Annotated in this window: 16 protein-coding genes; all 16 read right to left on the bottom strand. The window is 33.8% G+C overall.

Annotated elements, in window-relative coordinates:
* Window positions 1-105 precede the first annotated feature (105 nt).
* Entirely contained in the window at window positions 106-453 is a 348-nt protein-coding gene (gene rplS / locus QTL86_RS05770) for a 50S ribosomal protein L19 (RefSeq protein ID WP_041712978.1), read from the bottom strand.
* Window positions 454-527: 74 nt separating this feature from the next.
* Window positions 528-1,289, bottom strand: coding sequence for a tRNA (guanosine(37)-N1)-methyltransferase TrmD (gene trmD / locus QTL86_RS05765; RefSeq protein ID WP_127066810.1), 762 nt, complete (start codon window positions 1,287-1,289; stop codon window positions 528-530).
* Window positions 1,280-1,801, bottom strand: coding sequence for a ribosome maturation factor RimM (gene rimM / locus QTL86_RS05760; RefSeq protein WP_013657305.1), 522 nt, complete (start codon window positions 1,799-1,801; stop codon window positions 1,280-1,282). Before rimM ends, trmD begins: the two co-directional genes overlap by 10 nt.
* Before the next feature lie 188 nt (window positions 1,802-1,989).
* Window positions 1,990-2,220 (bottom strand): KH domain-containing protein, encoded by a 231-nt coding sequence (locus tag QTL86_RS05755; RefSeq protein WP_013657306.1) that lies wholly within the window; start codon window positions 2,218-2,220, stop codon window positions 1,990-1,992.
* 24 nt (window positions 2,221-2,244) lie between these two features.
* The gene (rpsP, locus tag QTL86_RS05750; RefSeq protein ID WP_127066811.1) at window positions 2,245-2,487 is read right to left on the bottom strand and encodes a 30S ribosomal protein S16; all 243 of its coding nucleotides are present in this window, start codon (window positions 2,485-2,487) and stop codon (window positions 2,245-2,247) included.
* A 35-nt stretch (window positions 2,488-2,522) separates the two neighbouring features.
* Complete coding sequence (gene ffh, locus QTL86_RS05745) at window positions 2,523-3,863, bottom strand: signal recognition particle protein (RefSeq protein WP_013657308.1); 1,341 nt, start codon at window positions 3,861-3,863, stop codon at window positions 2,523-2,525.
* 10 nt (window positions 3,864-3,873) lie between these two features.
* On the bottom strand, window positions 3,874-4,227 hold the full coding sequence (ylxM, locus tag QTL86_RS05740) for a YlxM family DNA-binding protein (RefSeq protein ID WP_207669741.1): 354 nt from the start codon (window positions 4,225-4,227) through the stop codon (window positions 3,874-3,876).
* 100 nt (window positions 4,228-4,327) lie between these two features.
* Entirely contained in the window at window positions 4,328-5,236 is a 909-nt protein-coding gene (ftsY, locus tag QTL86_RS05735; protein WP_410497294.1) for a signal recognition particle-docking protein FtsY, read from the bottom strand.
* Window positions 5,237-5,619: 383 nt separating this feature from the next.
* Window positions 5,620-9,210 carry a chromosome segregation protein SMC gene (gene smc, locus QTL86_RS05730; RefSeq protein ID WP_127066814.1) on the bottom strand — a complete coding sequence of 1,197 codons (3,591 nt, stop codon included), beginning with the start codon at window positions 9,208-9,210 and terminating at the stop codon, window positions 5,620-5,622.
* Window positions 9,211-9,218: 8 nt separating this feature from the next.
* On the bottom strand, window positions 9,219-9,941 hold the full coding sequence (rnc, locus tag QTL86_RS05725) for a ribonuclease III (protein WP_013657312.1): 723 nt from the start codon (window positions 9,939-9,941) through the stop codon (window positions 9,219-9,221).
* A 53-nt stretch (window positions 9,942-9,994) separates the two neighbouring features.
* Window positions 9,995-10,231 (bottom strand): acyl carrier protein, encoded by a 237-nt coding sequence (acpP, locus tag QTL86_RS05720; RefSeq protein ID WP_013657313.1) that lies wholly within the window; start codon window positions 10,229-10,231, stop codon window positions 9,995-9,997.
* Window positions 10,232-10,295: 64 nt separating this feature from the next.
* Window positions 10,296-11,297 carry a phosphate acyltransferase PlsX gene (gene plsX / locus QTL86_RS05715; RefSeq protein ID WP_013657314.1) on the bottom strand — a complete coding sequence of 334 codons (1,002 nt, stop codon included), beginning with the start codon at window positions 11,295-11,297 and terminating at the stop codon, window positions 10,296-10,298.
* Between the two features lie 76 nt (window positions 11,298-11,373).
* A complete protein-coding gene (gene rpmF, locus QTL86_RS05710) occupies window positions 11,374-11,550 on the bottom strand; it encodes a 50S ribosomal protein L32 (RefSeq protein WP_013657315.1) in 177 nt (58 codons plus the stop codon).
* Window positions 11,551-11,570: 20 nt separating this feature from the next.
* Entirely contained in the window at window positions 11,571-12,080 is a 510-nt protein-coding gene (locus QTL86_RS05705) for a YceD family protein (RefSeq protein ID WP_127066815.1), read from the bottom strand.
* A 63-nt stretch (window positions 12,081-12,143) separates the two neighbouring features.
* Window positions 12,144-13,337, bottom strand: a complete 1,194-nt coding sequence (locus QTL86_RS05700; RefSeq protein WP_013657317.1) for an acetate/propionate family kinase — start codon at window positions 13,335-13,337, stop codon at window positions 12,144-12,146.
* A 33-nt stretch (window positions 13,338-13,370) separates the two neighbouring features.
* Complete coding sequence (gene pta, locus QTL86_RS05695; RefSeq protein ID WP_127066816.1) at window positions 13,371-14,366, bottom strand: phosphate acetyltransferase; 996 nt, start codon at window positions 14,364-14,366, stop codon at window positions 13,371-13,373.
* Between the last annotated feature and the right edge of the window lie 21 nt (window positions 14,367-14,387).

Below are 14,387 nucleotides of genomic sequence, written 5' to 3'. Positions count from 1 at the left end.
GTTTTATTATAGAGATGTTAATCTTGCTTCTCAATATATTTTTACAATAAATATATTTTTAGACTTATAAATAATAAAAAAAGGACTATAAAAGTCCTTTTTTTATTATTTGATTAATTCTTTAACTTTAGCGTTTTTACCAACACGTTCACGTAAGTAGTTAAGTTTAGCTCTTCTAACTTTACCTAAACGAACAACTTCAATTTTTTCAATGTTTGGTGAATGAAGTGCCCAAGTTTTTTCAACTCCTACACCGTAAGACATTCTTCTAACTGTGAATGTTTCACGAACACCACCATTTTGTCTTTTTAATACGATACCTTCGAACATTTGGATACGTTCTCTTTGACCTTCTTTGATTTTAGCATATACACGAATTGTGTCACCTACGTTAAATGAAGGTACTTCTGCTTTAAGTTGAGCGTTTTCAATTTCTCTAATAATTGGGTTCATATTTAATTCTCCTTTTTTCTCAGATGTTCTTAACAAGATCTTTGACAGCGGACCATCCGTAATAACACTACATATTATAACATGTCTTGATTTTCATTGCAAACCTTTTTTGCATAAGCTTCAATAAAAGCTCGTTCCTTAGGGGTTAATTTAGCTGTTTCTAGTAATTCAGGACGTTTTTTATAAGTATTAATAAGAGACTCTTGTCTACGATGCTCTGCAATCTTTTGGTGATTTCCTGACAATAATACAGGTGGTACTTCTTTTCCTCTAAAAACAGCAGGACGTGTATAATGATAATATTCTAAAAGTCCATCACTAAAAGACTCTTCCTCAAAAGATTCTTGTTTACCTAAAACACCAGGTAATAATCTTATGATGCTATCTGCTATCATAACAGCAGGCAACTCTCCTCCAGTTAAAACAAAGTCACCAATAGAGATTTCATCTGTAACAATTTCATCAATAACACGTTGATCTATTCCTTCATAATGTCCACATAAAATAACAATATTTTCTTCTTTTGAAAATTCTTCGGCCAGTTGCTGATTCCATACTTTTCCATGTGGTGTCATATAAAGAATGCGCATTGACTCCCCTTCTGCTTTACTACGAATATGTTCATAACAATCATACACTGGTTGAGCCATCATAAGCATACCCGCACCACCACCATAAGGATAGTCATCTACTTGATGATGTTTGTTATTAGCAAAATCTCTTATATCTACTGCTTCTAGTTCAACTAATCCACTTTTTCTTGCTCTGCCCATAATACTATAATCAAACAAGGTATTAATGGTTTCTTTAAACAGGGTCATAACTGTTATTCGCATAATTCTTCAAGTCCTTCTAAAAGTGTCACATGCATTTTATTTTGTTTAACATCAACAGATTTGATTACTTGTTTGATTGCTGGAAGCAATAAATCCTTGGCTCTATCTTCTTTTCTAACAGCATAAACATCATTACTTCCTGTGTAAATCACATCTACAATTTCTCCTAAATAGCGTTCTTCATCATAAGTATACACTTGCATACCATATAAATCTGCGATGTAATATTCATCTTCTTCCAGAGGTAAACTATCCTTACGATCTATTTTTAATAAAGCGCCCTTAAAGAGTTCCGCTGTTGTCATATCATCTATACCTTTTAATTTAAGAAGAACCATTCCTTTATGATAACGTACACTTTGAATTTCATATGATTCAAGTTTTTTTCTTTCTACATAAATCTCTTTTAATTGTTCAAAACGAGTAGGATCATCAGTACTAGGCATTACTTTTAACTCACCCTTAACCCCATGTGTATTTACTATTTTTCCTACAATAAACATTTCATTCATTTTATTCATCCTCTACTTTCATCATTTATAAATTTTCATAAATGATAGGTTAATCAATAACTTATGAAAACTCACAAACGTCTTATTCCTAGTATAGCCATAAATTATTTATCCTATATGACATCATTATTAAACAAATTTATTTTTCAACTTTTGGATAGATAAATAGGCTAGGGATATACCCTAACCTATTCTAAAATATCCACTACAACTTTTTTAGATGATTGAGCTGTAGTTGCTTTAATTATTGTTCGAATTGACTTAGCAATTCTTCCTTGTTTACCAATTACTTTTCCCATGTCCTCAGGGGCCACCTTTAGTTGTAAGATAATTTTGTCCTCTTCCTCTACTTGAGACACAGAAACTTGCTCTTTATTGTCTACTAATTCTGTAGCAATCATACGTAATAAATCTTCCATAAGACTTGCCCCCTTAGAAAAGTATTATTGAATACCAGCTTTTTTAAGTAAATCTTTTACTGTATCTGTTGGTTGAGCACCAGTTGAAAGCCACTTTTCAGCTGCTTCTTTATTAATGCTTAACTCATTTGGTTCTTGACATGGATTGAAGTATCCAATCTCTTCGATAAATCTACCATCTCTTGGAGAACGAGAATCAGCTACAACGATTCTGTAGAAAGGAGCTTTCTTTTGTCCCATTCTTTTTAAACGAATTTTTACTGCCATAATATTTTCACCTCTTAAATTATTTTAAAATTTATTTACATAAAAGGAAATTTAAATTTACCTTTTTTGCCTTTCATAGCACCTGAGAATTGCTTCATCATACCTTGCATCTGTTCAAACTGTTTAATCAGTCTGTTGACCTCTTGTAAGTCACGTCCTGAACCTTGTGCAATACGTTTTTTACGACTCATATTTAGAAGGCTAGGATTTAGTCTTTCTGCTTTTGTCATTGATAAAATAATTGCTTCAATGTGCGCCATTTGCTTTTCATCCACTTGACCTTGGATTTCATTTAGCTTTGCAGCATTCATTCCAGGAATCATACCCAAGAGTTGACTAATAGGCCCCATATTCTTAATTTGCTGCATTTGTTCAAGAAAATCTTCAAAGTTAAACTCTGCTTTTCTAAACTTCGCTTCAAGCTCTTTTGCTTTTTTCTCATCAATATTTTGTTGTGCCTTTTCGATAAGTGTTAGTACATCTCCCATACCTAATATACGAGAAGCAATACGTTCCGGATGGAAAGGTTCTAAGTCATTTAACTTTTCTCCCATTCCCACGAACTTAATAGGTTTATTAGTGACTGCCTTAACAGATAAAGCAGCACCACCTCGGCTATCACCATCTAACTTGGTCATAACAACACCATCAAGGCCTAAAGTCTGATCAAAAGATTCAGCAACATTTACTGCATCTTGACCTGTCATTGCATCTACTACAAGTAGGATTTCTTGCGGTTTCACTAATGCTTTGATATTCTTTAGCTCGTCCATTAATACTTCATCTATATGCAAACGACCTGCTGTATCGATAATAACAACATCTAAGTTATTTTCTTTAGCATAGTTCACACCAGCTTGTGCAATATCAACTGGATTCTTATCACTTCCCATTGAAAAAACAGGAACATTGACCTGCTTACCCACTTTTGTTAATTGATCAATAGCTGCTGGTCTATAAACATCACAGGCTACTAAGAGTGGCCTTTTACCTTGTGACTTGATATGACTACTTAATTTGGCACTAGTAGTCGTCTTACCTGCACCTTGAAGACCTACCATCATAATAACAGTAATACCTCTTGGAGCAAAATTTATTTTACTTTGGGTCGAACCCATTAAGTTAATTAACTCTTCATTAACAATCTTAATTACTTGTTGACCTGGAGTCAAGCTCTCCATGACTTCATGTCCAACAGCTCGCTCTTCAATGGTTTTAATAAACTGTTTCACCACTTTAAAGTTAACATCCGCTTCCAATAAAGCTAGTTTTACTTCTCTAAGCGCTAACTTTACATCTTTATCTGAAAGCTTTCCTTTACCTTTTAGCTGTTTGAAGACATCTTGTAGTTTGGTTGATAATTGATCAAAGGCCATATCCGTCCTCCTAAATCTTATTGATTAATTTATCTACTAGCGTAATGACCTTGTTTACACTATTCGCTTTTTCATCCTTTAAGTCACTAGCTAACGTCTGGCATAAAGCTTTTATATCACTCAATACTTTTTGCTCTGCTTGATATTTTGCAAATAAAGCTAGCTTGTTTTCATAATCTAGTAATTTCTGCTCTGCTTTTTTAATAGTATCAAAAGCACTTTGCCTGCTAATATCATGCTGCTCAGCTAATTCTCCTAAAGAAAGATCTTCAAAATAATATTCTTTTAATAAATCCCTTTGCTTATCAGTAAGTAGTTCCTGATAAAAATCGAACAAATAGGTAATCACCACAAATTTTTCCATGATTTACTCCCAAACACTGTCAGTCACTTTTACTTTACACTAGTTAGTATAGTAAAAACCTTGTTACTTGTCAACCTTTTTATTAAATCCTTCTTTTAGTTTATGATTCTTTAAACAAGGCTGTAGCAAAAGTTTCTGCATCAAATGGTTGAAGATCATTTATTTGCTCTCCTACGCCAATATACTTAACAGGTACTTTTAGCGATTCATAAATACCTACAATAGCTCCACCTTTAGCTGTACCATCTAATTTGGTCAGAATAATACCATTAATATCTGCCACTTCTTTAAATAACTTTACCTGCTGAATAGCATTTTGACCTGTTGTTGCATCTAAAACAATCAAAATCTCTTTTTTAGCTTCAGGATATTCTCTCGCTATAATACGTGAAATTTTTTCTAGTTCCTTCATTAAATTTGTTTTATTTTGTAATCTACCTGCTGTATCGCAAATAAGCACATCACTTTTACGTGATTTAGCTGCTGCAATAGCATCAAATACAACGGCTGCCGCATCTGTACCTTCTTCATGCTTAATGAGGTCCACGCCTGCACGATTTACCCATACTTGAAGCTGTTCTATAGCTGCTGCTCTAAAAGTATCTGCTGCTGCAACGAGTACTTTTTTATGTTGGCTCTTAAATAGATGTGACATTTTTCCAATCGAAGTTGTTTTTCCTACACCATTTACACCAATAACCAAAATAACTGTAGGTCCATTAGGATTTAATATCTCTTCTCTAGGCTGATCTGTAAGTAACTTTGTAATAATTTCTTGTAATGCTACTTTTAAGGCACTAGGTTCTGTTATTTTTTCTTGTTTTACTTTTTCTTTAAGACTCTCCATAATATGAAGTGTCGTTTCAACACCAAAGTCTGCCATTATTAATGCTTCTTCTAATTCTTCATAAAGGTCTTCGTCGATATGTCTAAAATTACTTAATACATCATCTACACCTTTTAAAATACTATCACGTGTTTTAGTAAGTCCGCTAAAAAGACGTTTAATAAACCCCTTCTTTTCTGTTTCTTCACTTTGAGCTTGTTTTTCTTCACTTAACTTGGTTGCATTCTCAACCTCTTCTTCATCCGTTTTAGCTAGCGCTTCATCATTTGTTTCCAAATCAGCTTCTAATATTTCCTCTAAAACTTCTATTTTATCGACACTTACCTCGTCATTTACTAACACATCGGCTGAGCCCATCGTTAATTTTTCAGTTGTTTCTTTTAATATTTCCTCTTGTACTTCTTCTGCTTTCTCTTTTTCTTCTAGAACTTCATCCTCGACTAATAATTCTTGCTCTAATTTCTCTTCTTGAACACTAGACGCATTGATTTGCTCTTCTTTATTTTTACCAAAAAACTTTTTTAAAAAACTCACTGTTTAACCTCCTAACTCGTCTTCTTTTGATCAATATATTGACTAACATCCTCTAACTGAATAGAAAGAATTGTTGAAACCCCTCTTTCTTGCATGGTCACGCCATATAAAGTATGTGCTCTTTCCATTGTACCTTTTCTATGTGTAATAACAATGAATTGTGTTTCTCTCGATAAACTCTCTAAATAATTAGCAAAGCGTAAAACATTGGCATCATCTAGAGCCGCTTCAATTTCATCTAGTACACAGAAAGGTGATGGTTTTAATTTTAAAATACCAAAAATAAGTGAAATCGCTGTTAAAGTTCTTTCACCACCTGAAAGTAAAGTCATGTTCTGAAGCTTCTTTCCTGGTGGTTTGGCAATGATTTCAATTCCTGACTCTAAAATATTTTCTTCATCAAGTAACTTCAAATATGCTTCACCACCTCCAAATAATTCTTTGAAAACATGAGTGAAATTCTCGGCAATGATAGCAAATTGGGTGATGAAAATATCTTTCATCTGCTCCATTAATTCATTAATCAATTCAATGAGTGATTGTTCAGCTTTTTCTATATCTTCCTTTTGCTTTGTTAAAAACTCATAGCGTTCTTTAGTTTCTCTAAACTCTTCTACTGCATTAACATTAACATTTCCTATTTGTTTAATCTGACCTCTTACATCTACTGATTGCTTTTTAAGATCAGTAATAGATATATTTTCTAAGCGGTATGGTAATGCATGTGTGAACGTAAGTTCATATTGTTCCCACATACTATTCCCCCAATTCTGCTTTTGAAGTTCACTATTTTGCTTTTTATTTTCAAGACGATATTTTTCCTCTTTCAATAAATTCATTTGTTCTGACATTGTAGTGATTTCATCTGATAGTTGAACTTGTTTTTGTTCTAATAATACTTTTTGTTCATCTAATTGTTTTCTTTCTTTTTGCTTAATAACAACTTCTTCATTAAGTAGTTTAATCACTTCTTTGACTTTTTCATTTTCATTAATTAATTGTTGTATTTCCATTTGATAGCGTTCAATCGTTTCACTTAAATGAGCATTTTTTTCGTCTTGACCATTAATATCAGCTTCTAATTCATTCATCTGATCTATCATATAATTAATATTTTGTTCTGTATTTGAAAGGCTTATTTTTTTATCAGTCAATGCCTTTTCTAAGACCTCTCGTCTACCTTTTGAATCCGCTAATTGCTTCTCTAAATCAGCAATTTGTAATTCATCATCATTAATCGTTGCTTTCAAATCCCGTAATTTTTCTTCCGCCTGCTCTTTTCCTTGTTTAATCACTTCAATAGATTCATCAATATTATTTCGCTCTGTTATAAGTTGAAGCTGATTATTTTTAGTGAGTTTTAATGCATGAGCATTTTTCTCCCATTCTAGCCCATAATTTTTAATGGCATCACTTATTTGTATATATCTTACTTCTGTGCTTTCATACTGAGTCAGTTTTTCTTCTAACTCTTTTGTAAGCATGACTAAGACTTTTTCTTTCTCTTCTTCTTCTTTTGCTAAGTGCTTCAGTTTCTGCTCTAATTCTTTCATCTCTCTAGCACGAGAAAATAAGTTGTTACTTTGATTTTTCATACTTCCACCACTCAAAGAACCACCACTATTAAACACCTCACCTTCTAAAGTGACAATTTTGTATTTATAGTGGTACTTCTTTGCAATACGTGAAGCATTCTTCATATCATTAACAATTAAAATACGTCCTAATAAAGATGAAATAACATTTTCATATTTTTTATCATAAGAAATAAGTTCACTTCCTAAACCTAGGAACCCTACTTCTTCAGATAAACCTTTTTCTTGCATAGGAAAAGCCGGCTTAATCGTATCTAATGGTAAGAAAGTCACACGAGAAATACCTCTTTGCTTCATAACTTGAATCATATTTTTGGCATCATCTTCTTTATCTGCTACTAGATTTTGAATAGAACCGCCTAGCGCTGTCACTATAGCAATCTCGTAGTCTTTTGGCACTTCCATTAACTCACCTACTACACCAACTATCCCTTGCCATTTATTAGGGTCACCTTTCACAACATTTAAGACTTGCTTAACACTACTAAAATAACCCTCATGTTCTTCCTTAAGATGTTCAAACCACTTATATTGCCTTTCAGCTTGCATCTTATTTTGTTTAACCGTATTGAGCTCATTTTCACATTGTATCTTCTGAGACATTAACTGTCCTTTATCTTTTTCCATCGCCTCTAAGGAAGATTTTAAACTGGCTTGTTGCACAGTTGCCTCTGCTTGATTCTTCTCAAGTACCTTGCAACTAACTTCTTGATGTTGAATCTCGCTATTGAGTATAGCTATTTGTTCTAAAATTTGTTCTTTACGATAGTCTAATTGTGCTTCAACACCGTCATTTTTTTTAACTTCAGCTTCGAAAACATCAATTTCTCTCATCTTATTAAAAAGCTCTTGCTTTGATTCACTAATACTTCCTTCTAAATGACTAAGCTCCTCCATAAGAAGATTAATTTTCTCTTCTTCTTGCTCAATAATAGCCATCTTAGAGGCTTTTTCTAATTCCAAAGCTGTACGCTTTGTTTCTAAAAAAGACCGTTTTTCTATCTTAGATTCATGCGCATTAGTTTGATTCTTTTGATCTTCATAAACCTGCTCTAGTAACCTCTCAATGTTAACCTTTTTTTCAGCATTGATTGTCAATTGGCTTTGTTTACGCTCCTGGTCTTTTTCTTTTTCTGAAATAGCTTCAATCAAATTCTCTGTTTGATGATATAACTCATCTCTTTGCTTTTTATAGGAATCATTTAATTCACACTTAGACAGATACTGAGTATTTTTATCTTTTAGCTCTTCATCAGTTGCTATCATTTTACAAGATAGCTCCTGAATTTCTTTTTCTAAGCGCTCAATCTCATAGATAAATATATTGATGTCTATTCCCTTTAATTCATCTTTTAACCTTAAAAACTGAGTTGTTTTCCCAGCTTCTCTTTCTAAAGGTGATAATCTATTTTCAATCTCACCAATAATATCTTGTAGTCTAGTCAGATTTTCTCTTTGTTTTTCTAATTTTCTTTCTGCTTCTTGACGCCTTACCTTGTATTTATAAATGCCAGCAGCTTCTTCAAAAAGCGTTCTTCTCTCTTCTGGCTTGGAACTAAGCACTCTATCAATTTGACCTTGTCCGATAATAGAATAACCATCTTTTCCTATTCCTGTGTCCATAAACAATTCTTGGACATCTTTTAATCGACAAGAACTCCCATTGATAAAATACTCACTTTCTCCAGAACGATACACTCTTCTTTTGATTACAATCTCCGTATAAGCAATACGAACAGTTTCATCTGGGTTTTTAATAGTCAAAGCTACTTCTGCATAGCCCAGAGATTTTCTTTTCTCTGTTCCTGCAAAAATAATATCTTCCATTTTACTACCCCTAAGACTCTTTGCACTTTGTTCACCTAGCACCCATCTGATAGCATCTGCCACATTGCTTTTACCACTTCCATTTGGACCTATTACACCGGTAATTCCCTTTGGAATATTTAGCTTGACAGCATCACCAAAAGACTTAAAGCCATGTATCTCTATCTTATCTAGATACATATTTCACCTCAATTTTTATAATTATTCAATGCTTTTTTAGCAGCATCTTGTTCTGCTTCCTTTTTACTTTTACCAATACCACGCCCTAAACTTATTGTATCATGATAAACTTCCACATAAAAATATTTATCATGATCTGGGCCTTCTTCTCCAACTACTTCATAATGAATAGGAGCATTGCTGACCTTTTGAATACATTCCTGGAGGAGTGTTTTGTAGTCAGTATACAGATCCTCTAGAGAAGCAACTTGTTCTACTTGTGCAATCAACGTATCTGTCAAAAAACACTTAGCCTCATTAAATCCACCATCTAAGAAAAGAGCTCCAGTTAATGCTTCAAATCCGTCTGCCAAAATAGAAGCACGTTCTCTTCCACCTGTCATTTCTTCTCCTTTTCCTAACAGAATATACTCGCCCAATCCAATAAATCTTGCCATTTTAGCTAAAGAAGCTTCACATACAATGCTAGCTCGTATTTTAGATAAATCACCCTCTGGCATTTCAGGATGCTTTTTAAATAAATATTCACTAATAATCAAGTCCAAAATAGCATCCCCTAAAAATTCCAAACGTTCGTTGTCTTTTACCCTTTCATTTCTATGCTCATTTGCATAAGAACTATGGGTTAAAGCCTCTTCTAAAAGATTGCTATTGGTAAAGGTATAGCTTAACTTTCTTTGCATTTCATCTAGTACTATACTCTTGTTAGCTTTTTGTACCTTTTTACTCATTTTGACAATTCTCCTTTAATATACGAAAAGCCTCGCTAAGCGAGGCTTTTTTGTTAGTCTAATCCTTTTTGATCTTTAATGTATTCTACTACATCACCGACAGTAGATACTTTCTCAGCTTCTTCATTAGAAATTTCCATTTCAAACTCTTCTTCAATTGCCATAATCACTTGAAATACATCTAATGAATCTGCATTTAAATCATCAGTGAAAGATGTTAATAAAGTAATTTCGTCCTCCGAAATATTAAACTGTTCACTAATTATCTGTTTTACTTTATCGAATACCATTGTTCAACACCTCTTATAAACATTTATATTTTGATGATAGTATATACAACTTTTATAGTCAATATTAATTTACATTTTCCTCAAATTTATCCTTTATTTTATCTACAAGCCCATCTTTTATGAAACCTTCCGTCTGTATTAAGGTGCTTAAAATTTCTTGAGACTTGGAACTTCCATGTGTTTTAACAATTAGTCCATTAACACCTAAGAAAGGCGCCCCACCTTTAGTAGCATAGTTGAATTTCTCTTTAATTTCTCCTATACCTTTTTTCATAAGTACAGCTGCAAGTTTAGTTTTTAAACTTTTTAAAAATTGAACTTTAAGCATACCTAAAATCCACTTTCCAAAGCCTTCCATAAATTTAAGAATAATATTTCCCGTAAACCCATCACATACAAGAATATCTACTTTTCCTAAAGGAATATCACGTGCTTCTACATTACCACAGAAATTAATTGAGGCATCAGCATCTAAAAGCTTATATGCTTCTTTCGTTAACTGATTGCCTTTTTCTTCTTCTGTCCCAATGTTAACAAGCCCTACTTTAGGTGATTTAATTTGCATACATTGCTCCATGTAAACAGTTCCCATACGCGCAAACTGATTAAGATAAGTTGGCTTTGCATCTACATTAGCACCACAATCAATCAATAAAGCACAGCCCGTTTCAGTTGGGATAAAAGGAGCCATAGCTGGTCTTTCCACTCCTTTAATACGTCCTACAATAAGTGTTGCACCTGTCAAAAGAGCACCGGTACTACCTGCACTCACAAAGCCATCCACTTGCTTTTCTTTGACTAATTTAAGTCCTACGACCATAGAGGAGTTCTTTTTTTGTCTAATAGCTGCAACAGGACTATCCCCCATCTCAATGACTTCATCTGCATGTACAATTTCTATCTTAGATGCGTCATATGTATAGGCAGCTAGTTTTTCCTTAATGACATCTTCCTTACCTACTAAAACGAGGGTAGATTCTAACTTTTCTGCCGCTAACACGCATCCCTTAACAATCTCATCAGGTGCATGATCGCCACCCATGACATCTATAGCTATTCTTGACATATGCATCACCCTTATCTTTCTCACAATTTAAATCAAATATACAAAAAGACAGCTAAAAGCTGTCTTTTTTAAAGCATTAGTCTACTTTTACTACAACACGGTTTGCATAAGAACCGCAAGCTTTACATACTCTATGTGGCATCATTAATTCACCACATTTTGGACATTTTACTAAGTTAAGTGGAGAAAGTTTCCAATTTGCTTGTCTTTGGTTTCTTCTGGCTTTAGAAGTTTTTCTTTTTGGTACTGCCATTTCTACACCTCCTCTTGTTACTACTCTTCACTTTGAGGGTGAAAAATATTTTTTAAACTTTCAAGTCTAGGATCAATATCATTCTTTTCACAATTACAAGATTGCTTATTCAAATTCTGACCACAAGTTTTGCAAATACCTTTGCAATTGTCATCATGTAAACCTTTCATTGGTACGTTCAGATAAATTGCTTCGGTTATAGCATCTTCTAAGTCAATTTCAGATCCAGTTACTTGAACGATATCCTCATCTTCATCATCCAAAAACTCTTCAGATGAATATTCCTTATATAAGTCTGCTTGTAAGGCATGTTTATACTCTTCCAAGCAACGATCGCATAAAAGTAAGACTGTTGTAGTAACATGTCCTTTTACTAAATAACGGTTACCCGACTTAGTAGCAACACCTTCTACAAAAGCCATACAATCAAGTACATCATGTACAGGATTGATTCCTTTTAAGGATACACGCTGTTCACCTTTGAAAGTTACTTCGGACTTTTTATTAAGTTCATGGATATTAATCTTCATTTTTTCACTCCATTAAGTAACACTTCTGTAATTATACCTACTTGACTTATATTTGTCAATGACTTATTTTGCAACTAATGTTACAGTGTCTCTAGCAATCATAAGTTCTTCATTTGTAGGAATTAAAAGCATTTTTACTTTTGATGTTTCTTTTGTTAGGTCTCTTTCCACACCACGGCATTTGTTTTTCTCAACATCAAGGTCTACGCCTAACCATGTTAACATATTAGCGATTTCTTCACGCATAATAGCATTATTTTCACCAAGGCCACCTGCAAAACAAATCGCATCTACACCATTCATAAGTGCTGCATAAGCTCCAATATAGGATACTACGCGATGTTGATATGCATCCATTGTAAATCTACAAGCTGGATCGCCTGCAACAACACCATCTTCAATTTCACGGAAGTCACTTGATAAACCAGATAAAGCATCTACACCAGATTTTTTATTTAAAATGTTATCCATTTCTTTAGCTGATAGACCTTCTTTTTCCATTAAGAAAGTAACAATAGCTGGGTCGATATCACCTGAACGTGTTCCCATTACAAGTCCAGCAAGTGGTGTGAATCCCATTGAAGTTTCAACTGATTTACCACCATCCACAGCACAAACACTTGCACCATTTCCTAAGTGACAAACAATTATTTTTGTTTCTTCAAGTGGTTTTCCTAACATTTCAGCTGCTTTTTGTGATACATATTTATGAGATGTACCGTGGAAACCATACTTACGAATACCGTATTTTTCATAGTATTCTTGTGGAATAGCATACATATAAGTTGCTTTATCCATTGTTTGATGGAAAGCTGTATCAAATACTGCTACCATAGGCACGTTTGGCATTAATTCACGACATGCGTCAATACCAAGTAAGTTAGCTGGATTGTGAAGTGGAGCAAGTGCGCTACATTCTTCAATTGCTTTTTCTACTTCATCTGTAATCACTACAGATTGATTGAATTTCTCTCCACCATGAACAACACGGTGACCTACTGCTGAAATTTCTTCTGGTTTAACACAAGCTGTTTCACCTTCTGTAAGCATAGAAAGCATTTTTGCTAAAGCCACTTTATGGTTTGGAAAATCTACCATTACTTTTACTGAGTCTTGACCTTCAGTTGTATGTTTGATAAAAGAACCATCGATTCCAATTCTTTCACAAATTCCTTTTGCAATAACAGATTCATTTTCCATGTTTAATAATTGATACTTTAATGAAGAACTTCCACAGTTTACTACTAATACGTTCATTTTTTACACTCCTTAAGTTATATTAATTGTCTTTTAGTTACCTTGGGCTTGTACAGCTGTAATAGCAACAACACCCACAATATCTTCTGCACTACAACCTCTTGACAAGTCATTAACTGGTTTAGCAATGCCTTGTGTAATTGGGCCATAAGCTTCTGCTTTTGCAAGTCTTTGTACAAGTTTATAACCAATGTTACCTGCATCAAGGTCTGGAAATACAAGAACATTTGCTTTTCCTGCCACATCACTATTTGGCGCTTTAGCACTACCTACTGATGGCACAATAGCAGCATCTAATTGTAATTCACCATCTACTTTAAGTTGTGGTGCTTCTTCTTTTGCAATACGAGTTGCTTCAACTACTTTATCTACGTCAGCATGTTTTGCACTGCCATATGTAGAATGTGAGAGCATACCTACTACTGGCTCTTCTCCAACTAATTGAGCAAAACTTTTAGCTGAGCTTTGTGCAATTGCTGCAAGTTCTTCTGCACTTGGATTTTGGTTAAGGCCTGCATCTGAGAAGATAAAAGTACCGTTTGAACCATATTCACAGTCTGGTACAACCATAACAAAAAATGCTGAAACAAGTTTTGTACCTGGCGCTGTTTTTAAAATTTGAAGTGATGGTCTAAGTACATCTGCTGTTGCATGAATCGCACCAGCTACCATCCCATCTGCCATTCCTTGTTTTACCATCATTACGCCAAGGAATAATGGATCTCTATGAAGTAATTGACTTGCTTTTTCAGTTGTCATTCCTTTTTTCTCGCGAAGCTTTACAAGTTCTGTAATATAAGCATCCATTTGTTCAAAAGTTTCTGGGTTAATAATAGTTGCACCAGTTAAATCTAAGCCTTCAGCTTTGTTAGTAATTGCTGTTTCATCACCAATTAAGATAACATCTGCAATCCCTTCAGCTAAAACTTGATGTGCAGCTTTAAGTGTTCTTATATCAGATGTTTCTGGAAGAACGATTGTTTTTTTATCGCTTTTTGCTCTTGCTTTAATATTTTCAATAAAAGACATTTAAATAACCCCTTTCAATTT

It is taken from the genome of Cellulosilyticum sp. ST5 (assembly GCF_046529625.1).
Taxonomy (GTDB): domain Bacteria; phylum Bacillota; class Clostridia; order Lachnospirales; family Cellulosilyticaceae; genus Cellulosilyticum; species Cellulosilyticum lentocellum.
Note: the sequence above shows the minus strand (reverse complement) of the source record. Positions and strands in the feature narration are given on the sequence as shown.